17 protein-coding genes are annotated in these 19,950 nt (G+C 32.1%); 12 read left to right on the top strand and 5 right to left on the bottom strand.

Going from position 1 to position 19,950, the window contains the following annotated elements; all coding sequences use genetic code 11:
- Positions 1-10: 10 nt before the first annotated feature.
- Positions 11-1,594 carry an FAD-dependent oxidoreductase gene (locus AB3G34_RS11300; protein ID WP_367771886.1) on the bottom strand — a complete coding sequence of 528 codons (1,584 nt, stop codon included), beginning with the start codon at positions 1,592-1,594 and terminating at the stop codon, positions 11-13.
- 155 nt (positions 1,595-1,749) lie between these two features.
- Between AB3G34_RS11300 and AB3G34_RS11295 the strand changes: the two genes are divergently transcribed.
- From AB3G34_RS11295 to AB3G34_RS11260, 8 genes are all read left to right on the top strand, one after another.
- The gene (locus AB3G34_RS11295) at positions 1,750-2,523 is read left to right on the top strand and encodes a DeoR/GlpR family DNA-binding transcription regulator (RefSeq protein WP_367771884.1); all 774 of its coding nucleotides are present in this window, start codon (positions 1,750-1,752) and stop codon (positions 2,521-2,523) included.
- A gap of 174 nt (positions 2,524-2,697) precedes the next feature.
- Positions 2,698-5,229, top strand: coding sequence for a type I DNA topoisomerase (gene topA / locus AB3G34_RS11290; protein WP_369752496.1), 2,532 nt, complete (start codon positions 2,698-2,700; stop codon positions 5,227-5,229).
- Position 5,230: 1 nt separating this feature from the next.
- Positions 5,231-6,373, top strand: coding sequence for a formimidoylglutamase (locus tag AB3G34_RS11285; RefSeq protein WP_369752495.1), 1,143 nt, complete (start codon positions 5,231-5,233; stop codon positions 6,371-6,373).
- A gap of 131 nt (positions 6,374-6,504) precedes the next feature.
- On the top strand, positions 6,505-7,914 hold the full coding sequence (gldK, locus tag AB3G34_RS11280; RefSeq protein WP_367755001.1) for a gliding motility lipoprotein GldK: 1,410 nt from the start codon (positions 6,505-6,507) through the stop codon (positions 7,912-7,914).
- A gap of 48 nt (positions 7,915-7,962) precedes the next feature.
- Positions 7,963-8,613, top strand: coding sequence for a gliding motility protein GldL (gene gldL, locus AB3G34_RS11275; protein ID WP_367754999.1), 651 nt, complete (start codon positions 7,963-7,965; stop codon positions 8,611-8,613).
- 45 nt (positions 8,614-8,658) lie between these two features.
- Positions 8,659-10,206, top strand: a complete 1,548-nt coding sequence (gene gldM / locus AB3G34_RS11270) for a gliding motility protein GldM (RefSeq protein ID WP_369752494.1) — start codon at positions 8,659-8,661, stop codon at positions 10,204-10,206.
- A gap of 49 nt (positions 10,207-10,255) precedes the next feature.
- Positions 10,256-11,146, top strand: a complete 891-nt coding sequence (gldN, locus tag AB3G34_RS11265; RefSeq protein WP_367774182.1) for a gliding motility protein GldN — start codon at positions 10,256-10,258, stop codon at positions 11,144-11,146.
- A 122-nt stretch (positions 11,147-11,268) separates the two neighbouring features.
- Positions 11,269-12,318 carry an NAD(P)/FAD-dependent oxidoreductase gene (locus AB3G34_RS11260; protein ID WP_367771876.1) on the top strand — a complete coding sequence of 350 codons (1,050 nt, stop codon included), beginning with the start codon at positions 11,269-11,271 and terminating at the stop codon, positions 12,316-12,318.
- Between the two features lie 3 nt (positions 12,319-12,321).
- Here AB3G34_RS11260 and AB3G34_RS11255 read toward each other — a convergent pair whose 3' ends face one another.
- Positions 12,322-12,702: a DUF983 domain-containing protein gene (locus AB3G34_RS11255; RefSeq protein WP_367754993.1), complete on the bottom strand. Its 381-nt coding sequence runs from the start codon at positions 12,700-12,702 to the stop codon at positions 12,322-12,324.
- Positions 12,703-12,776: 74 nt separating this feature from the next.
- Here AB3G34_RS11255 and AB3G34_RS11250 point away from each other — a divergent pair, with 74 nt between their 5' ends.
- Positions 12,777-14,684, top strand: coding sequence for an ABC-F family ATP-binding cassette domain-containing protein (locus tag AB3G34_RS11250; RefSeq protein WP_367754991.1), 1,908 nt, complete (start codon positions 12,777-12,779; stop codon positions 14,682-14,684).
- A 167-nt stretch (positions 14,685-14,851) separates the two neighbouring features.
- Here the strand turns inward: AB3G34_RS11250 and AB3G34_RS11245 are convergent, their stop codons facing one another.
- Positions 14,852-15,820 carry an App1 family protein gene (locus AB3G34_RS11245; protein ID WP_367771874.1) on the bottom strand — a complete coding sequence of 323 codons (969 nt, stop codon included), beginning with the start codon at positions 15,818-15,820 and terminating at the stop codon, positions 14,852-14,854.
- A 63-nt stretch (positions 15,821-15,883) separates the two neighbouring features.
- On the opposite strand from AB3G34_RS11245, the gene AB3G34_RS11240 reads away from it, so the two are divergent.
- Positions 15,884-16,753 (top strand): diacylglycerol kinase family protein, encoded by an 870-nt coding sequence (locus AB3G34_RS11240; protein ID WP_369752493.1) that lies wholly within the window; start codon positions 15,884-15,886, stop codon positions 16,751-16,753.
- Positions 16,754-16,761: 8 nt separating this feature from the next.
- Here AB3G34_RS11240 and AB3G34_RS11235 read toward each other — a convergent pair whose 3' ends face one another.
- On the bottom strand, positions 16,762-17,910 hold the full coding sequence (locus AB3G34_RS11235; RefSeq protein ID WP_369752492.1) for a GNAT family N-acetyltransferase: 1,149 nt from the start codon (positions 17,908-17,910) through the stop codon (positions 16,762-16,764).
- A 96-nt stretch (positions 17,911-18,006) separates the two neighbouring features.
- Between AB3G34_RS11235 and AB3G34_RS11230 the strand changes: the two genes are divergently transcribed.
- The gene (locus tag AB3G34_RS11230; protein WP_367771869.1) at positions 18,007-18,285 is read left to right on the top strand and encodes a 4a-hydroxytetrahydrobiopterin dehydratase; all 279 of its coding nucleotides are present in this window, start codon (positions 18,007-18,009) and stop codon (positions 18,283-18,285) included.
- Between the two features lie 63 nt (positions 18,286-18,348).
- Here AB3G34_RS11230 and AB3G34_RS11225 read toward each other — a convergent pair whose 3' ends face one another.
- Positions 18,349-18,831 carry a DUF1761 domain-containing protein gene (locus AB3G34_RS11225; RefSeq protein ID WP_369752491.1) on the bottom strand — a complete coding sequence of 161 codons (483 nt, stop codon included), beginning with the start codon at positions 18,829-18,831 and terminating at the stop codon, positions 18,349-18,351.
- A gap of 180 nt (positions 18,832-19,011) precedes the next feature.
- On the opposite strand from AB3G34_RS11225, the gene AB3G34_RS11220 reads away from it, so the two are divergent.
- Positions 19,012-19,866 (top strand): leucine-rich repeat domain-containing protein, encoded by an 855-nt coding sequence (locus AB3G34_RS11220; RefSeq protein WP_367771865.1) that lies wholly within the window; start codon positions 19,012-19,014, stop codon positions 19,864-19,866.
- The last annotated feature ends 84 nt before the right edge of the window (positions 19,867-19,950 follow it).

Genomic DNA, 19,950 nt, shown 5'->3' with positions numbered 1-19,950 from the left:
TAGTTAAAGATTAATTTATTTTAAATTCCGATAAAAGGAATCCGTTGGCTAAAGTCTTAAATTCGGTTATTTGTTTTTCTGTCCAATCTTCATCGTGTCCAAGTTCTTTAGCGATCAATTGAGCTACTTTTTTTGAAACGGCAATAGCTGCACGAGCATCTAAAAATAAGAGGCGTACTCTTCTTGAAAGCACATCGTCAACTGTTCTTGCCATTTCATAGCGAATTGCCCATGCAACTTCTGCCATGGTATAATCATAATTTGGATGGAGTTTTTGTTTTAATTCGGGTTCTTCATTTTGTAATTCTAGTATTTTAGGAGCATCAGTTCCGTATATGTATAGGTGGTTTTCGCGATCAACAGTGTTTGTTTTAATATTTCCATGAATGGATATGTGTTCTGTTTGACATTCTTTTTTAGGTAGATGTCTTACAGTTATCGCTTTGTCAATAATATCCTCAGCAATTTTTCTATAAGTGGTCCATTTTCCGCCTGTGATAGTGATTAATCCAGTTTCAGAAACAATTATTTTGTGACTTCGTGAAACTTCTTTCGTGCTTTTTCCTTCTTTTTCTGGAGCTGCAAGTGGTCTTAATCCAGCAAAAACGGACAGTACATCTGCGCGTGTGGGCTTTTTTGCTAAGAATCGCTGTGCTGTCTCTAATACGAATTCAATTTCTTTTTCTAATGCTATAGGTTCTAAACTGTGACTCTTGATTAGTGTATCAGTTGTTCCAACTACAATTTTATCATGCCAGGGCACTGCAAATAAAACACGTCCATCACTTGTTTTAGGAATCATCAATGCGTAGTCACTAGGTAGGAACGATATGTCAAAGACAAGATGGATGCCTTGACTTGGAACAATGTATTTTCTATAAACAGTATCGTTTAGTTTCATTATTGCATTAGTAAAAACTCCAGTTGCGTTTATGATCGCTTTTCCTTTTAACTCAAATACCTCTCCAGTTTCTTGGTTTTTTACTTGCACACCAGTAACTTGGTTTTTACTGTCCTTTAATAAGTTAACTACTTTGGTGTAGTTTAAAAGGCAGGCTCCTTTTTCCACGGCGGTCTGACCAATATTGATGGCTAAACGTGAATCGTCAAATTGACCGTCTTGATAGATAACACCACTAACTAATCCTTTTTGTTCAACTGTGGGAAGTAACTCAATTGTTCTTTTCTTTGAAATATATTTAGATTTGCCTAAGCTTAATTTACCAGCTAACATGTCGTAAATGGTAAGTCCTATAGTGTAAAAATAACCGCCCCACCAATTATAGTTGGGTATAACGAAAGATTGGTTTTTAACAAGATGACCAGCATTTTGGGCCATTAAACCTCTTTCTTTAAGAGCTTCTCTTACAAGAGAGATATCACCTTGCTCAAGATAACGTACACCACCGTGAACTAGTTTAGTACTTCTACTTGAGGTGCCTTTTGCGAAATCTACTGCTTCAACTAAAATCGTTTTGTACCCTCTGCTAGCAGCATCAAGTGCAGTTCCTAGTCCGCTGGCCCCTCCACCAATGATGATTACATCCCATTCTGGTGTTTGTTTTAGTTTTGTTAATTGTTCGGATAGTTTCATTGTGTGTTATATTTGTTGTTTTGTAGCTTCGATTACTTTCGAATAACAAACATAATGAAATTAAATGAAGGTAAAATTATTTAAATGAAATTTATTTATATATTTTATTTTTGTACCTTTAAAAATAACCAAAATTAAGCAACAGGAGAGATATTATGACTATAATCAATAGAAGGCAAGAAGATATACTTAAAGAATTAGATCAAAAAGGATATGTGAATGTGGTTGATTTATGTGAAACACATAATGTTTCAACCGTAACCATACGAAAGGATTTAAATTTTTTGGAAAACGAAAAACTTTTGCATCGTACGCATGGAGGAGCTAGTAAACAGCCTATTTATGCTTTTGAAAGGGATGTAAGTGATAAGGAAACGTTGCAGGTAGAGCAAAAAAAACAAATTGCAGAAGAAGCCTTGAAGTATATTAGTAATAATGATTATATTATATTAGGGTCGGGTTCCAATATTCATTATTTATCACGTATTATTAAAGGTTTTCATAAATTAACAGTCCTTACGCCATCGTTAAAGGTTTCGTTAGAGCTTTGTAAAGATACAAGTATTGATACAATTCAATTAGGTGGAGATATTCGAAATAGTTCGACTTCGGCAGTTGGGCCTATTGCAGAAGCCACTTTAGGTCAGTTTTCTTGTAATAAGTTGTTTCTAGGAACGGATGGTCTTCATTTAGAATTTGGTTTGAGTACGTCAAATGCTCTTGAGGCACATCTTAATAAAGCGATGATTGACGTGGCTGAGAAGGTTATCGTGTTAGCAGATTCTACAAAAATGAATATTAGGGGGTTTGGTAAAATTTGTAATTTAAATAAAATTGACGTTTTGATTACGGATAGTGGTATTGATAACGAAACAAAAGTAAAACTAGAAGAATTTGGTATTGATGTTGTCGTTGCTGGAAAAGGATGATTCTTATTCATTAATGTATACGTATTAGTTGTAAAAGAATTGATTTTATTGGTTTTAATGATTGTTATTAGTTACCGTTTTAGGGATTAGTTTTTGGATGAAAAATATTTTAAAAATTTTCAAAAGCCCAATATTTAAAAAAAACTTCTACTTTTGTCCTAGAAAAATAGAGCAATGGCAAAGAATTTAGTAATAGTTGAGTCACCTGCAAAGGCAAAAACAATCGAGAAATTTTTAGGAAGTGATTTCCAAGTAGAGTCAAGTTATGGGCATATTGCCGACTTGCCTTCAAAGGAAATTGGTGTAGATGTAGAGAATGGTTTTAAACCTAAATATGAAGTTTCGGCTGATAAAAAAGCATTAGTAACCAAGCTAAAAGGATTGGCTAAAAAAGCCGAAATGGTTTGGTTAGCAAGTGATGAGGATCGAGAGGGGGAAGCTATTTCTTGGCATTTATCGGAAGAATTAAAATTAGATGCAAAAAAAACAAAGCGTATTGTTTTTCATGAGATTACTAAAAATGCCATTTTAAAAGCAATTGATAATCCTCGCGAGATTGATTATAATTTAGTGAATGCGCAGCAAGCACGTCGCGTTTTAGATCGATTGGTAGGTTATGAATTATCTCCTGTTCTTTGGAGAAAAATAAAAGGCGGACTTTCAGCAGGTCGTGTACAATCAGTATCCGTTCGTTTAATTGTGGAGCGTGAAAGAGAAATTCAAAATTACAATTCAATTGCAACTTATTCTGTTGTTGCAGAATTTACTAACGAAGCAGGAAAGTCATTCAAAGCAAAGCTGCCTAAGAATTTCAATACTAAAAAAGAAGCCGAAGATTTTTTAAATAAAAATGTAGGTTCTACTTATAAGGTTTCAGATTTAGAAACGAAACCGACAAAAAAATCACCAACAGGTCCGTTTACAACTTCAACTTTACAACAAGAAGCGGCGCGCAAGTTGTACTTGCCAGTTGGAATTACTATGCAATTAGCACAACGTTTATACGAAGCTGGACTTATCACTTATATGAGAACCGATAGTGTTAACTTGTCAAAGGATGCTATGGATGCGGCTCAAGCTGAAATTATTAAATCTTATGGTAAGGAGTTTTCTAAGCCTCGTACTTTTGTCAATAAAAGTAAAGGAGCTCAAGAAGCGCATGAGGCGATTCGTCCTACGGATATGTCAAGACACACTGTAAATATTGACAGAGACCAAGCTCGATTGTATGACTTAATTTGGAAAAGAACATTGGCTTCCCAAATGAGTGATGCGCAACTGGAAAGAACAAACGTAAAAATTGAAGCTAATAATCACGGAGAGTTGTTTACAGCTTCTGGTGAAGTATTGCTATTTGAAGGGTTTTTAAAAGTATATCTTGAAGGTCATGATGACGATGAAGAGGAGCAAGAAGGAATGCTTCCTGCAATGAAAGTCAATGAAAAGTTATTAAATAACTACATCACTGCTACAGAAAGATATTCAAGACCACCAGCTCGTTATACTGAAGCTTCTTTAGTAAAAAAATTAGAAGAACTAGGGATTGGGCGCCCATCTACTTATGCTCCAACTATTTCTACAATTATAAATAGAAACTATGTAGAGAAAGGAAATCTTGACGGTCAGGAGCGTAATTATACTCAACTTACTTTGCAATCAAATAAAGTAGGAGAGAAGTTACTTAAAGAAAATACCGGTTCAGATAAGGGAAAATTAGTGCCAACAGATATTGGAACTATTGTTACTGATTTCTTGGTTAAGAATTTTGGAAACATATTAGATTACAACTTTACCGCCAAAGTAGAGCAAGATTTTGATGAAATTGCGGAGGGAAATGTGGATTGGGCGGTAATGATGAAAGAATTCTACGATCAATTTCATCCAATAGTTAAAGATGTAGAGGCAAATGCTGAAAGAGAAAGTGGAGAGCGAATTTTAGGAACAGATCCAAAAAGTGGAAAACCAGTTTCTGTTCGTTTAGGAAAGTTTGGACCTATGGCTCAAATTGGAGCTGCAGATGATGAAGAGAAAAAGTTTGCTAGTTTGATGGCAGACCAAAATATAGGAAATATAAATTTGGAAGAAGCACTGAATTTATTTTTGCTTCCTAAAAATTTAGGAGAATACAAAGGAGAAGAGGTCGAAGTGAGTAATGGTCGTTTTGGTCCCTATATTCGTCATGGTGCTGCATTTGTATCTTTGCCAAAAGGAGAGAATCCACTTGACGTTGATTTTAAAAGAGCGCAAGAGTTAATTGACGAAAAAGCAATTGCTGACGCTCCAATAGCTGTTTATAAAGGAGAAGGAGTTCAAAAAGGAACTGGCCGTTTTGGTCCTTTTATAAAATGGAATGGCTTATTTATTAATGTAAGTAAAAAATATAATTTTGATAATTTATCGCAATCGGACATAGAAGCATTGATTGAAGATAAATTACAGAAAAATATCGACAAGGTATTGCACAACTGGGTTGAAGAAGGGATTTTAGTTGAAAAAGCACGTTGGGGTCGTTCCGTTATTACTAAAGGAAAAATTAAAATTGAACTGAGTAAGGACGTAGATGCTACTAAATTAACTTTGGAAGAAGTTCAAGAGATGATTGCTAAGAAAACACCAGCGAAAAAGGTAGCAGCTAAAAAAGCTCCAGCTAAAAAGGCAGTAGCGAAAAAAGTTACCGTTAAGAAACCTGTAGTAAAAAAGAAATAAAATGGAATTTGATTTTTTAAAACCCATTGATAGTGATTTTTTGGAAAAGTTATCTTCTCAGCAATTGGGAAGTAAAATTGTTTTTCATACTAAAGATCAATTTCCAGATTTAAATAAAATTAATATCGCCGTGATTGGAGTTTTGGAAAATCGCGGAAGCGATACTGCATTTTCGGAAGTGGATATAATGGCTATTCGAAAAGAATTGTACAGTATGTTTCCGGGAAATTGGGACGCTTCAATTGCGGATTTAGGAGATATTCTTGCCGGAGATACGATTACCGATACTTATTTTGCTTTACGTAAAGTAGTTTCTAATTTGATTAAAAATAAAATTATTCCAATCATTATCGGAGGTTCTCAAGATTTGACCTATGCCTTATATAGAGCATATGACGAATTAGAACAAATGGTTAACCTAGTTTCTATAGATAGTAAATTTGATTTTGGAAAAGAAAATGAAGAAACATCTTCAAATTCTTATTTGACCAAGATAATAATTGACGAACCTAATAATCTCTTTAATTATTGTAATATAGGATATCAAACCTATTATAATTCTCAAGAAGAGATAGATTTAGTTGAAAAGCTATTTTTTGATGGATATCGCTTGGGTGAAATTTCTAATAATATAGCTTTGGCTGAACCCGTTTTTAGGGATGCTGACATCGTTAGTCTTGATTTGAATTCTGTAAAGTCCTCAGATTCAGGAAATTTCAGTATATTTACGCCTAATGGTTTTAATGGAAAAGAGATTTGTTCCTTGTCAAGGTATGCTGGTATAAGTGATAAAGTATCCATGTTTGGGATATTTAATCATAATAATTCTGTACAGGAATCAGTATTAGTTGCACAAATTATTTGGTATTTTATTGAAGGGTTTCATTATCGTTCTAATGAATATCCTTTTGGAAGTAGAGAAAATTATATAAAATATATAGTTCCATCTGAAGAAGAAGTTTTAGTTTTTTATAAAAGTGATAAGACGGATAGATGGTGGATTGAAATTCCATTTATTTCAAATGGGAATAATAAATTGAAAAGAAATACGTTATTACCATGTTCTTATGATGAATATATAGGGGCATGTAATCAGGAATTACCTGAAAGATGGTGGAAGGCACAGCGTAAAAACAGTATTTAAAAATTGTTTTTAAGCTTACTGAATTTTTATTGTAAAAAATAATGTTGTTTAGTGTAAAATAATTGTTTTTTAAAAAAATAATAAATAGGTTTACACACTTAAATAATAATGAATAATTAACCCGAATTTATATGAAGAAGTTCATTGCATTTATGGCAATTTTGGCGCTATTAATAAGCTGTGGTAAATCAGGCGACAAAGGTGAATTGGTAGGGATTAATGGAGGGAAATGGCATCCAGAAAAACCTTATGGAATGACTTTGGTTCCTGGAGGTGCATTTATAATGGGTAAATCTGATGATGATGTAGCTGCAATTCAAGATGCTCCAACAAAAACGGTTACTGTTCGTTCCTTTTATATGGATGAAACTGAAATTACCAATAGCGAATACCGTCAGTTTGTAGAATGGGTAAAAGATTCTACAATGAGAGTAAGATTAGCTATTCTTGCAGATGAAAGTGGTATTAAAGCAGGTGATGGAAAAGGAAAAGGTAAAAATGCTGGAAGTATAGGTGATTTTGCTTTTAATGATTCTGATCCGGAAAAAATGACTGCGTATGATAAGTATATGTACGATAACTATTACAGTATAGGTACGGACGACGATCCTTATGCTGGTAGAAGATTAAATAGAAAAGTAAAATTAATTAAAGATACTAAGTTATATCCTGACGAATATTACGTTGAAGTAATGGACTCGATGTATTTGCCCTTAGCGGCTTCTTATAATGGTTTAAGGACTATTGATGTAGATAAGCTTAAATTCCGTTACTCTTGGATGGATATTCAGGCCGCAGCTAAAGCTAAAGTTGGAAAAAGAAAAGATTTTATTAAAACAGAAGAAGTAAAAGTATATCCAGATACAACAGTTTGGATTAAAGATTTTTCGTATTCTTACAATGAACCAATGCATAATGATTATTTCTGGCATAAAGCATATGGAGATTATCCTGTTGTAGGTGTGAAATGGACACAAGCAAAAGCTTTTTGTGCTTGGAGAACACTTAATAAAAATACATATATCAAATCAAAGAAAAAAGGACACGACTTAATCAATTCATTCAGATTGCCTACGGAAGCAGAATGGGAATATTCAGCTAGAGGTGGTTTAGAGTCAGGTACTTACCCTTGGGGAGGTCCTTACACTAAAAATGATAGAGGTTGTTTTCTTGCTAATTTTAAACCAAATAGAGGGGATTATGCAGCTGACCAGGCATTGTATACTGTAGAAGCTAAATCTTACGAGCCAAATGGTTATAATTTGTATAACATGGCTGGAAACGTTTCGGAATGGACTGATTCATCATATGACCCAAATGCTTATGAATATGTTTCTTCAATGAACCCAAATGTTCAGGATGGCTCAAACAAACGTAAAGTAGTTCGTGGAGGATCATGGAAAGACGTTGCTTATTTCCTACAAGTAAGTACTAGAGATTTTGAATATGCTGATTCTGCAAGAAGTTTTATTGGATTCAGAACTGTTCAAGATTACATGGGATTAGAAACAACCGGAAACGGTAAGAAAATTAAAAGATAAATAAAAACAAAAACCAAATCTACTAACTACCTAAAAAAAAATTAAATTATGGCAATATTAAGCAAAAAAGCAATGAATTTCTGTTATGGAATGGGTGCTGCAGTTGTAATCGTAGGAGCATTATTCAAAATAACACACATAGAATTTGGTCCTATAACTGGTAATTTAATGTTAACGATTGGATTGTTGGTTGAAGCTGGGATTTTTGCTCTTTCGGCTTTTGAACCTGTTGATAATGAATTAGACTGGACTTTAGTATATCCAGAATTGGCAAATGGTGAGGCAAAAAAGAAAGCACCTAAAGTAGAGGCTCCAGTTGCTGAAGCTCAAGGTTTACTTTCTCAAAAATTAGATGCCATGTTGAAAGATGCAAAAATTGACGGGGAATTGATGTCAAGTTTAGGAAATAGCATTAAAAATTTCGAATCAGCTGCAAAAAGTATTGCTCCAACTGCTGAATCAATGGCATCAACTAAGAAATACAGTGAAGAATTGACTCTTGCTGCTGCTCAAATGGAATCTTTAAATAGTTTATATAAAATACAATTGCAAAGTGCGTCAAGAAATGCCCAAATTAATGAAGAAGTTGTCGAAAATAACTTGAAATTAAAAGAGCAAATGCAGTCATTGACTACAAATTTGTCGTCATTGAACAATGTTTATGGTGGAATGCTTTCTGCAATGAATAACAAGGGATAATTAGTTTCGAACTATAAAAAAACAACTAACTAATTAGTAGAAAATATGGCAGGAGGAAAACTTACCCCTAGACAGAAGATGATAAATCTGATGTACTTAATTTTTATTGCAATGCTGGCTTTAAATATGTCAAAAGAAGTTTTATCTGCTTTTGGGATTTTAAATGTTAAAATTGTAGAATCAAATGCAATTACAGATCAAAGAAATGAAGGCTCATTTGCACAATTGGCGCAAAAAGCGGTTGATCAGCCGGGTCAATTTGGAGATAAAAAGATCAAAGTTGAAAAAATAAGAGCTTTGTCTAAAGAATTTAATGATTATTTAGAAAACATAAAGGCATCTGTTACTAAAAATTTTGAAAGAGACGCTAAAGGTAATTTGCCTTATGAGCAAATGGATAAAGGAGATTTAATAGATCGCATGTTTTTTACTGGAGATAAAGTCTCTAAACAAGGTAAAGAATTTTTAGATAAAATTAATAATTATCCAGCTCAGATTAAGCAAATTGGAGGTAGTTCTATTGCAGAGTCTGAAATGACAAAAATAGAAGCTAGATTTGCTACAAAACCAGTGTATTCAGAAAAAGCTGGTGCTAATTTAGATTGGATTGATTATAACTACAAAGGTTTTCCTTTGATTGCTACAATTACTAAAATATCTCAATTGCAAGCTGACATTAAGGCTACAGAAAGTGATATTATGAGTGGAATGTTTCAATCTGATTTGGTTGCTGCTGCATCACTTACAGCTTATCAACCAATTGTAGTTCTTGATAAATCAGTATTCTTTCAAGGTGAAGCAGTTTCAGGTAAAATTATATTAGGAAAATTTGATCCATCATTACAGGCCAAATCAGTGATATTGAATGGTTCAAATATTCAAGCGATGGCTGGTCAAGCTAAATTTTCTTTTGGAGCAGGTAATATTGGTGAACATCCTATAAATGGTTCGTTTAATTTTGATGAGGGAGGGAAGACAGTAAGTTTAGCAATTAAAGACAAATATGTGGTTGTTGCAAGACCTAAATCGGCTACCATTTCAGCGGATAAAATGAATGTAGTGTACAGAGGTGTTGTTAATCCAATGACTATTTCATTTGCTGGAATCTCTGCTGATAAAATTTCAGCTTCAGCTCCAGGATTAAGCTCTGCAGGTGGTGGTAAATTTAGCATGAGTCCTACATCTGGGAATGAAGTAGTGATTAATGTTACAGGTACGTTACCTGATGGTTCTAAAGTTTCAGATAAAAAGACATTTAGAATTAAAGGAATTCCAGGACCAACAGGAACAATTAGAGGAGAAACGGGTGTTGTAAAAGGGCCTAAATCTAATCTTGAGATTGCAACGATAGGTGCTAAATTAGAAGATTTTGATTTTGAAGTGGGATTAAATGTTGTAGGGTTCAATTTAAAAGTTACTGGACAGCCAACAGTAGTTGTACAAGGAGATAAGTTAAATTCTCAATGTAAAGCTGTACTTTCTAAAGCGGGAAGAGGAGATCAAGTTACCATTTCTGAAATTAAAACAAAATTAGTAGGTGCTGGTAGTTATTTATTACCTAGAACTGCTCCGGTTATTTTTGAAATACAATAATAAGTAGGTTGCCTTATTGGCATCTTCAATATCTTATAATGAAAACATGATGAATGTGAGAAAATTTTTATTAGTTATTATTTCCGTTACTGGAAGTGTTTCATCTTTTGCGCAATCTAATTTGCTAAATGCAAAAACACCTTCTGAAATAGGTCTTAAAACTGCTGCACAACTTATTTCTGATAATGATAAGCCTTTAGCTTATGGTTATGTTCATGATAGAGATGTGTTGATGGGTAAGACTACTTGGGAAATTATTGATTTAAGTGAAAAAATTAATTTCGCTTTATACTTTCCTATTGATACTGCTAACATTGGTTCTGATAGACGTTCTTTATATGATGTTTTGACAAAAGCAATTAGAAGCGGTGCAATTAGTGACGTCTATTCTGATAGTTATTTTAATACTAAGAAATCTTTTAAAGACATTCAATCTTCTTTAACAAGAGTTGATACTACGGATGCTGGTAGGGAGCAAATAAATGCTGGATCACAGGTTTCTCCTGAGTATATTTTGAGATCTGATTTAACAGCTCAAGATGTAACACAATACAAGATTAAAGGATATTGGTATTTTGATAAACGTCAAAGTGAATTAAAATATCGTCTTTTAGGTATTTGTCCTGTGACTCCTGATGTTTACACTATGAATAATGATGAAAAAGATTATATTGAATTATTTTGGATCTTTTTTCCGTCGGCTAGAGAGGTTTTGCATGAAGCAAAAGCATTTAACGACGTGAATTCTGCCATGCCTATTTCTTTTGATCAAATTTTAAATTCAAGGCGTTTTAATAGTGTTATCTATAAAGAAGAAAATGTATATGGTGATAGATCTATTGCTGAATACATGAAAGATAACGCTCAAAATCAATTGTTGGAATCGGAAAGAGTTAAAGAAAAGATACGTGATTTCGAATCTGATATGTGGAATTACTAATTTCATTTATTAGTTAATATTAGAACTCTTGCTGTAAAGCAAGAGTTTTTTATTTATAGCTGACTTAGTTTTATTTTTTAATACACGTACTTTGTATTTTATTCTAAAATTCATTTTTTAATATGATTGATTATTTAATTGTTGGTTCTGGATTAGCAGGAATATCATTTTCCGAAATGGCTCTAAAGCATCATAAGTCAATTTTGGTTCTGGATAATTATTCTCAAAATTCATCTAGAATTGCTGGGGGATTATACAATCCTGTTATTTTAAAACGATTTAGTGAAGTTTGGTGTGCTCAGGAACAATTAGTATTGATGGAAAGCTTTTATTCTGTTATTGAAAAGAAACTTAAAATACAATTCGATTTTAAAAAGCCAATTCTAAGAAAGTTTTTTTCTATAGAAGAACAAAATAATTGGTTTACAGCTTCGGATAAAGAAGCTTTATCTCCTTTCTTGTCTCCAAATATAATTACAACCCAATTTTCTGGAATTCACTCACCTTATAATTATGGCGAAGTACTTCATACTGGATATATTGATACAGCTTTGTTATTAGAAAAATATAGAGCTTATCTAATGGAGCATAATTTATTTTTGTGCGAATCCTTTGATTATGATTCTTTAGTCATCCATAATGAAGGTGTTAGTTATAAAGATATCCAAGCTAAGAATATAATCTTTGCTGAGGGATTTGGTATGCATGCAAATCCTTTCTTTAACCACTTGCCGTTAGATGGTACAAAAGGGGAGTTGTTTATCATCAAAGCGCCACAATTAAACTTAGATGTAATAATTAATACTAGTGTTTTTATTTTACCACTAGGCGGAGACTTGTTTAAAGTAGGTGCCACTTATAATTGGAAAGACAAAACAGATTTGCCTACAGAAGAAGGCAAGCAGGAGTTAATAGACAGAATAAAAGAAATTATTACCTGTGATTTTGAAATTGTGGAACACTTTGCTGGTGTACGACCTACAGTAAAAGATAGAAGACCTTTGGTAGGAACACATTCAGAGCACAATTCAATGCATATTCTTAATGGACTAGGGACTCGTGGCGTAATGCTAGGACCTGCAATGGCAAAAGCTTTATTTGAAAATATTGAAGAAGGAATACCTTTAGATACAGTTATTAATATAAATCGGTTTAAACCTAAAAAACAATAAGTATTAAGCTTTAAAATTTGGATCGTAAGAAACAAACATATTAATATAGATATTTCTTGACCATCTTAATATAAATGGAAATAATATAATAATAGATGCTATTATAGCTATAAAAGCCACTTTTAAAGAGGAGCCAAAAATTAAATAGGAAACTATAAAGGCAGCAATTCCTGTAGCTACATTTAGTCCATAACTAACGTACATAGCTCCATAAAAGAAGGAGGGTTCAATTTGATATTTTAGACCACAATGACTGCATTTTTCATTCATTTTTAAAATATTGCCCAAATGCAGCACGTTTTGATCTAAATACATGCTCTCTTTCTGACATTTAGGACAAGTTCCTGTTAAAATGCTATATAATTTGGATCCTTTTTTTAACATTTGCAAAAAATTTAATTTTTCCTTTTCTGGAAGTTGTAAATTTACAAATTCAAAAAGGAATAAACTCATAATACATGCTTAATATACACAATTTATCCGTTTCATTCGGAGGTACTTATTTATTTGAAGAAGTAACATTTCGTCTTGGAGCTGGAGATCGAGTAGGTCTTGTTGGAAAGAATGGTGCAGGTAAATCGACCATGCTAAAAATGTTAGCAGGAGATTTTCTTCCTGACACAGGTGTGATTTCTCAAGAAAAAGATGTTAGAATGGGTTTTTTGCGTCAAGACATTGATTTTGAGCAAGGACGTACAGTTCTAGAAGAAGCATATGAAGCTTTTATAGATATTAAAATTGTAGAAAAAAAATTAGAAGAAATTAATCACTTATTGGTCACTCGTACTGATTATGAAAGTGAAGAATATTCAAAAATAATTGAAGATTTATCGGATTATACGCATCGCTTTGAATTGTTGGGTGGTTATAATTACGTGGGAGATACGGAGAAAATTCTTCTTGGTCTTGGTTTTAAAAGAGAAGTTTTTAATAATCAAACAGAAACTTTTTCTGGAGGTTGGAGAATGCGTATCGAATTAGCCAAATTATTATTACAAGCTAATGATGTATTGTTACTCGATGAGCCTACCAATCACTTGGATATCGAAAGTATCATTTGGTTAGAGAGTTTCTTACGTAATTACCCTGGAGTTGTTGTTATTGTTTCGCACGATAAAATGTTTTTGGATAATGTAACCAACAGAACGATCGAAATTTCGTTAGGAAAAGCGTATGATTTTAACAAGCCTTATTCTCAATATTTAGAATTGCGTCATGAAATTCGCGAGAAACAATTGGCCACACAAAAGAATCAAGCGAAAAAAATTGAAGAAACAGAAAAATTAATTGAGAAATTCCGTGCCAAAGCTTCTAAAGCTTCTATGGCGCAGTCTATGATCAAGAAATTAGATAAGATTGAACGTATTGAAGTAGATGAAGATGATAATTCGGTGATGAACATCACTTTTCCAGTTTCCAAAGAGCCAGGTAGAGTAGTAGTTGAAGCTGAAAACGTAACCAAAAGTTATGGTGATAAAACCATCTTAAAAGATATTAATTTATTAGTTGAAAGAGGAAGTAAAATTGCTTTTGTTGGTCAAAACGGACAAGGAAAATCAACTTTTATCAAAGCGATAGTTGACGAATTTGAGTACGATGGTACTATTAAATTAGGACACAATGTACAATTGGGTTATTTTGCCCAAAACCAAGCAGAATACTTAGACGGAGAAATTACGTTACTTCAAACTATGGAAGATGCCGCTGCCGATACGAACCGAATGAAGGTCCGTGACATGTTAGGCTCGTTCTTATTTCGTGGTGATGATGTAGAGAAAAAGGTAAAGGTGCTTTCAGGAGGGGAAAGAAACCGTTTGGCACTATGTAAATTGTTATTACAGCCCATCAATGTTTTGCTGATGGATGAGCCTACGAATCACCTGGATATTAAATCTAAGAATGTGCTAAAGGCTGCCTTACAAAAATTTGGAGGGACCTTACTTTTGGTTTCTCACGATAGAGATTTCTTACAGGGAATGTCAAATCTTGTTTATGAGTTCAAAGATCAAAAGATAAAGGAATATTTGGGTGATATAAACTATTTCTTGGAGCAACGCAATTTAGAGAATATGCGTGAAGTCGAGAAAAAAGATGCTCAAAAAGCTGCAGCACCTAAAGAAAGTAATAAAGCATCATACGAAGATCAAAAGAAAGGGAAATCGTTACAGAATCGCTTGAGTAAAGTCGAAAGCCAAATCAAGCAATTGGAAAAAGACATTCAAAATGATGATAAAATGCTTGCTTCTAATTATGACAAACACATAGAAGATGCTAAGTTTTTTACAGCCTACAATAAAAAGAAAGCCGAGTTAGATAAATTATTAGCTGACTGGGAAAACGTACAAGAAGAAATAGATAATTTGTAGCCAATCCAGCTATTCATTACAATCTTTCCACAAAAAATCTTTTTTTACAAAGCTGTAGCAGGAGCTTCCTTTGGTCGCTCTGCCTCAGTTGTAAAAAAGGATTTTTTTTATGGAAAGGATTTTCATTCCTATCTGGGCTATAAGTGTATGAATTTGAATACTATTTTTTAATCAATTAACCCTATTTTTTTTGAATGAGCAATTGCTTCAGTACTAGTTTTAAAATAGCAAACGGAAATATTTAAGGTTTCTAGATTAGTTAAGGCTTTAATCACCTTAGTTTTCTTATGTTTGCCCGTTTGCCGAATGTAAATAACCTTAACGGTTAAAGGGAAAATTTTACTAATAGCTTCGTAAAGAAATGGATCATGTTGAGAATCATCACCAATTAAGACATATTTTAGATTTGGATAGAATTCTAAAACATGTTTTATTTTGTCAAATTTATGATTATGACCTCCACGTCCAGTCCAAAAAAAGTTAGTCAAACTTGTTTTAATGTCTTTTAATAATAAAACAGCTTTTGGTAATTTGTGGATGTCTGTAAATTTCACTAGGAAACGATATAAGTTCCATTCACTACTAGAAACATAAAAAAAAGCATTTAGTTCTTCATTGTTTTTTCTTCCAGCAGTGCTTAAGGCTTGATAATGCTGGGCTACATCTGCGAAAATTTTTCTGGTATTTACATTTCTAAATAAAAGGTGATATAGTTTTTTGAGTGGATTAATCGTGTAAGAAACTAAAAAAGTATCATCAATATCTGAAATAATTCCAAGATTTCCTTTGAATGGTCGAATGAAGCTCTCCTTACTTGTAATGGTATGCGTTTCGTGAATAATACTCACTTCATAATCAATCCAACCATAATGAATGTTTTGATCTAATGGAATACAAAATTTAAAATAGCCGTCTATTAATGTTTTTGTGTGAATTTTGGTATTGTTATGGGTCAAATAAACATCGGCATTTGCCATTGTTTTTATTCTGAACATACTGATTACCGAGCTTGCGTTTTTGAAGTTTTTTGAAAGAAAGTCATAATCTTTCTTTTTTGTAGGCTTGAAAACATGCCCCATCACAATTAACTCTTGCTCATTTGCATAACCACGATATAATTTTAAAACAGGTCTCATTTTGTAGTACTTTTGAAGTAAGTTGAAAATTAATTATTTTTAAGCAATAAAAGCAATAAAACTTTGAAAAAGAATATCGTAATGATTACTAATCCTGTGTCAGGAGGAATTGACAAATCAGAATTTATAGAGGCAACTGCACTTTATGCCGCTAAGGAAAACCTTAACTTTGTATTATATGAAACAACAGGGGATGCTGATAGCAAAAAGATTAAAGAAATTTATAATATATTCAAACCAGAAAGAATAATTGTAGCTGGAGGAGATGGTACTATAAAGTTAGCAGTGGAAGCATTAGAAAATGCTGAAGTTATTTTTGGAATTTTACCTGCAGGATCAGCAAATGGATTAGCAACCGATTTAAATTTACCAAAGACTCTTGAGGAGAATTTAACGATATGTTTTCATAATGATTATGTAGAAATAGATATAGTTGTAATAAACGGTAAAAAAAGTTTGCATTTAAGTGACTTAGGGTTGAATGCTTCACTTATTAAAAACTATGAAAATAATGCGCTGCATGGTAAATGGGGCTATGCTTTGCAAGCATTTAATACTTTGATTGATAGAGAAGATCCTTTTAATGCAACAATAGAGGCAAATGGAAAAAAGTTTGACTGTTTAGCACAAATGATTGTTGTTGCTAATTCTCAAAAATATGGAACAGGAGTGACTATAAATCCAAACGGACTGATGAATGATGGTAAATTTGAATTGGTAATTATAAAAAATTTAGATTTGCTTGTTTTTGGCAAAATTATTACAGGGAATTTACCATTAGATACCGAAGACATTGAGATTATTTCAACGGACAAAGCCATAATCAAAACGGATAGGCCAGTAAGTTTTCAAATTGACGGAGAATATTATGGGTTAGAAACGGAACTTAATATTTCAATTTCTGCTCAAAAAATGAGGGTAGCTATTCCATAATATTTCTATTATTTAAATGGGTTTCTTTCTTTCCATTCCATTACAGGTTCAAAATAACTAAACGTTTTTGAAACAAATAAATTAATAAAAGGATTGCTATGTTTCATTAAACCATACATTTTAATTGGTTTTGCGCCTACCGAACTTTTTATTTCTAAAGCTGTTCTTGCAAAAATGATTCGTTTGTATCCTTTATTGATTGAATAACCAATCATATCATACAACATATTGAGATATAACATTTTTTCACGTTGGTGCTTCTCATCATATCCCAAGAAATAGGTGTCAATGTCTTTGCCATTTTTTATTAAGGTATTAAATCCGATTAATTCATTATCAATAAAATAACCGTAAAAAAGAAACTGGTCTTTTAGTGCTTTTTTAAATTCTTCAAAATGATTTTCAGGCAAATAAAAAGTATTAAAAGGTGCGTTCTTTGCTACATTCATATATAACTCATGTATTCTTATATTGTATTCTTTTATTTCTTCTAGAGATAATTTTTTCTTAGTAATAGTTGTTGCTTTTTTTCTTGCTCTCTTGTATTGATCTCTATATTTTTTGGATAAATCATTGATATAATCATCAAATATATTCCATGATTCTTGAATAGAAAAAACCATATTTGGTTGTGTGGAAAAGTTGAAAAAAGAATTGTACTCAGGAATTTTAAAATTTTGAATTTCTTGATTTGCAAAATCTTTAAAAATGGTGAGATGTATTTTTAATCCCTTTTTTTTGAAGATTTTCTTTAATTCCTCGGATGCTTTTTCTAATAAAATTAAGCCTTCAGTTACAGGTAATTTTTCATTAAAGCAGTAACTGTTTTGACCAGTAAGCATATTGTTTCCAATCACCAATACTTTCGAACTAAGATTTTTAAAAACTAAATTCCGAATCACCGTTTTTAAACAATGATCTCTTTCTCCAAAAGAACTTACCTCACTTAAATTAATAAATTGTGACAAAGCCGCGCCAACTAATTCTTGGTCTTGAAACAAACCAATAAAATGGCAATCCATATTTGTAGGGGCGGATGATTCTAGAACAGATAAATAATCACTTGAAAGAAAGATGTTGTCAACAACTAATGAATCCCAGCCAACAGGTAGATTTTTTGAGGAAGAATAGATTTGAAATGAAAAGTTAGAGCCCAATAGATAGTTAATTAGTATTTGTCTAAATTAATATATAAAGTTAAATGAGAAAGAGATTATATAAATTTTAACTAATTTTAATAAAAACATATTGTTATGGAAAAGTACAATGAAGAAACAGCTCAACCTAAATTGAGAGAAATAAAAGGTTGGTTTTTTAAAAATGAAGCAATTGAGAAAAATTTTATTTTTAAAAATTTTAGTGAAGCGCTAGGGTTTATTGTTCAAGTTGGATTGCTGGCTGAGAAACAAAATCATCATCCAGAGTGGTTTAATGTGTATAATAAAGTAGATATTAGATTATCAACACATAGTGCCAACGGACTTACTGATAAAGATTTTGAATTAGCTAATTCAATCGAACAGCTTTTTTAAAAAAAAATCTCATTTCATTTTTTTATGAAATGAGATTTTAATAGAGAGTAGAATATTTAGTTTTTATTTCCAAGCACAAATAATTCCGCCCATTAGCATAAAACATACTATCCAAAAACCACCACTTACTAACGTGTACTTGTAGCTTTTTCTTTCAAAAAGTGCATTTGTTCCAATAATGGGTAACGCAAGAAAAAGTCCCGAAATGAAACCATGTAACGCTCCATGTTTAAAAGTTCTAAATGCTGTTCCGTAATCTGCCATAAATGCTGTGTAAGATGGTTTTGCAATTGTAGCGTCACCGCCAACCATACTTAAGGCTCCAAATTGATGAATGGTTAGGGTTTGAAGGACCATAGCAATTAAAAAAGCATAAAAAACGGCCATGCCAAAAATCAAGGCCATATTGCCGCCTTTCATTTTGTCTTCGGTCATTCCTGACTCTTTCATCCATATTGTTCCAAAAACTTTTGGATGATACCATACAAAACCGGCTAGTAATGTTGAAATTGCAGCAACAACAAGTGCTAAAAAGTTAATTTCCATAAAGTTATATTTAAAGTTGATATTTCAAATGTAATATTTTTTTTATTAATAATAATTCATTTTTTTTGTAGGAATATTATACCATTATAATTACAATTGATGTATTTCATCGATTTTATTTGTTGATAAACTCCTTTGTATGTACTTTTATTCTATCAAATAAGTAATACCCCAATTATTATGAAAAATATTTTAACTCTACTTTTAACTGTTTTAACATCATTTTCGATGATGGCAGATGTTTCTTTTTCTGATAAGGCAGTGCTGTTGAAATTGTATAAAGCAACTAATGGAGACAATTGGACTACAAAATGGGATTTAAATACCCCAATTTCTACTTGGTATGGTGTCAAATTGGATGGAGACAAAGTAATTGCAATCAATTTATCTGATAATAACTTAGTTGGTGAAATTCCTAGTGAAATTTCAAGCTTAGTCAATTTGCAAGAATTAAATTTACATAAAAATAATATTTCTGGAAGTATACCTTATGCTTTGGAAAATTTAAAAGAACTTAAAGTACTTGATCTTTCGTTTAATAAATTGACTGGAATTATACCAGCTACTATTTGTGAAATGAATAATTTAAAAGATCTTGAACTTTACATGAATAGAATTTCTGGTGAATTGCCTTCTCAAATTGGGAATTTAAAATCTTTAGAAACTTTAGCCGTTTTTAATAATGAAATTGAAGGTCAAATACCTAACTCTCTTTATGAAGTAAAAACATTAAAAGTTTTGCTTTTAAATAGTAATAAAATAGTTGGGAAATTAAGTGTTAATGTTGCGAATTTAGAAAATTTAGAAAACCTTAGCTTATTTGAAAATAATATGGATGGACAAGTTCCTTTCGATTTAGAGAAATTAAATAATCTAAAAGAAATGAATATTTCATACAATATGTTTAGTGGTTTAACATCAAGAAAATTGGCAGTATTAGATACTTTAAATATGACAATGGTTAATGATAAAGGTGTTGCAGTACTATTAGATGTAAAAATGGATGTTGAAAGACCATTAGTATCTGAAGATTAAAAATATATTATAAAATTTGGTTGTTTTAAAATAAGTTTTTGTGATAAATTTAGTTAGTTTAACCTGTGATGTAAAACATCACAG

Source organism: Flavobacterium sp. WC2409, assembly GCF_041200085.1.
In the GTDB taxonomy this organism is placed as follows: Bacteria; Bacteroidota; Bacteroidia; order Flavobacteriales; family Flavobacteriaceae; genus Flavobacterium.
The sequence above is the reverse complement of the archived record's forward strand: the minus strand, read 5'-3'. Positions and strand labels throughout refer to the sequence as shown.

Bases quoted from the DNA above. Each gene is read 5' to 3' on its own strand.
- AB3G34_RS11245 (WP_367771874.1), bottom strand. From the start codon at position 15,820: ATGAGACCTGTTTTAAAATTATATCGTGGTTATGCAAATGAGCAAGAG.
- gldL (WP_367754999.1), top strand. From the start codon at position 7,963: ATGGCAATATTAAGCAAAAAAGCAATGAATTTCTGTTATGGAATGGGT.
- gldN (WP_367774182.1), top strand. From the start codon at position 10,256: ATGAATGTGAGAAAATTTTTATTAGTTATTATTTCCGTTACTGGAAGT.
- AB3G34_RS11230 (WP_367771869.1), top strand. From the start codon at position 18,007: ATGGAAAAGTACAATGAAGAAACAGCTCAACCTAAATTGAGAGAAATA.
- AB3G34_RS11295 (WP_367771884.1), top strand. From the start codon at position 1,750: ATGACTATAATCAATAGAAGGCAAGAAGATATACTTAAAGAATTAGAT.
- AB3G34_RS11260 (WP_367771876.1), top strand. From the start codon at position 11,269: ATGATTGATTATTTAATTGTTGGTTCTGGATTAGCAGGAATATCATTT.
- topA (WP_369752496.1), top strand. From the start codon at position 2,698: ATGGCAAAGAATTTAGTAATAGTTGAGTCACCTGCAAAGGCAAAAACA.
- AB3G34_RS11285 (WP_369752495.1), top strand. From the start codon at position 5,231: ATGGAATTTGATTTTTTAAAACCCATTGATAGTGATTTTTTGGAAAAG.
- AB3G34_RS11300 (WP_367771886.1), bottom strand. From the start codon at position 1,594: ATGAAACTATCCGAACAATTAACAAAACTAAAACAAACACCAGAATGG.
- AB3G34_RS11225 (WP_369752491.1), bottom strand. From the start codon at position 18,831: ATGGAAATTAACTTTTTAGCACTTGTTGTTGCTGCAATTTCAACATTA.
- AB3G34_RS11250 (WP_367754991.1), top strand. From the start codon at position 12,777: ATGCTTAATATACACAATTTATCCGTTTCATTCGGAGGTACTTATTTA.
- gldM (WP_369752494.1), top strand. From the start codon at position 8,659: ATGGCAGGAGGAAAACTTACCCCTAGACAGAAGATGATAAATCTGATG.
- AB3G34_RS11220 (WP_367771865.1), top strand. From the start codon at position 19,012: ATGAAAAATATTTTAACTCTACTTTTAACTGTTTTAACATCATTTTCG.
- gldK (WP_367755001.1), top strand. From the start codon at position 6,505: ATGAAGAAGTTCATTGCATTTATGGCAATTTTGGCGCTATTAATAAGC.
- AB3G34_RS11255 (WP_367754993.1), bottom strand. From the start codon at position 12,702: ATGTTAAAAAAAGGATCCAAATTATATAGCATTTTAACAGGAACTTGT.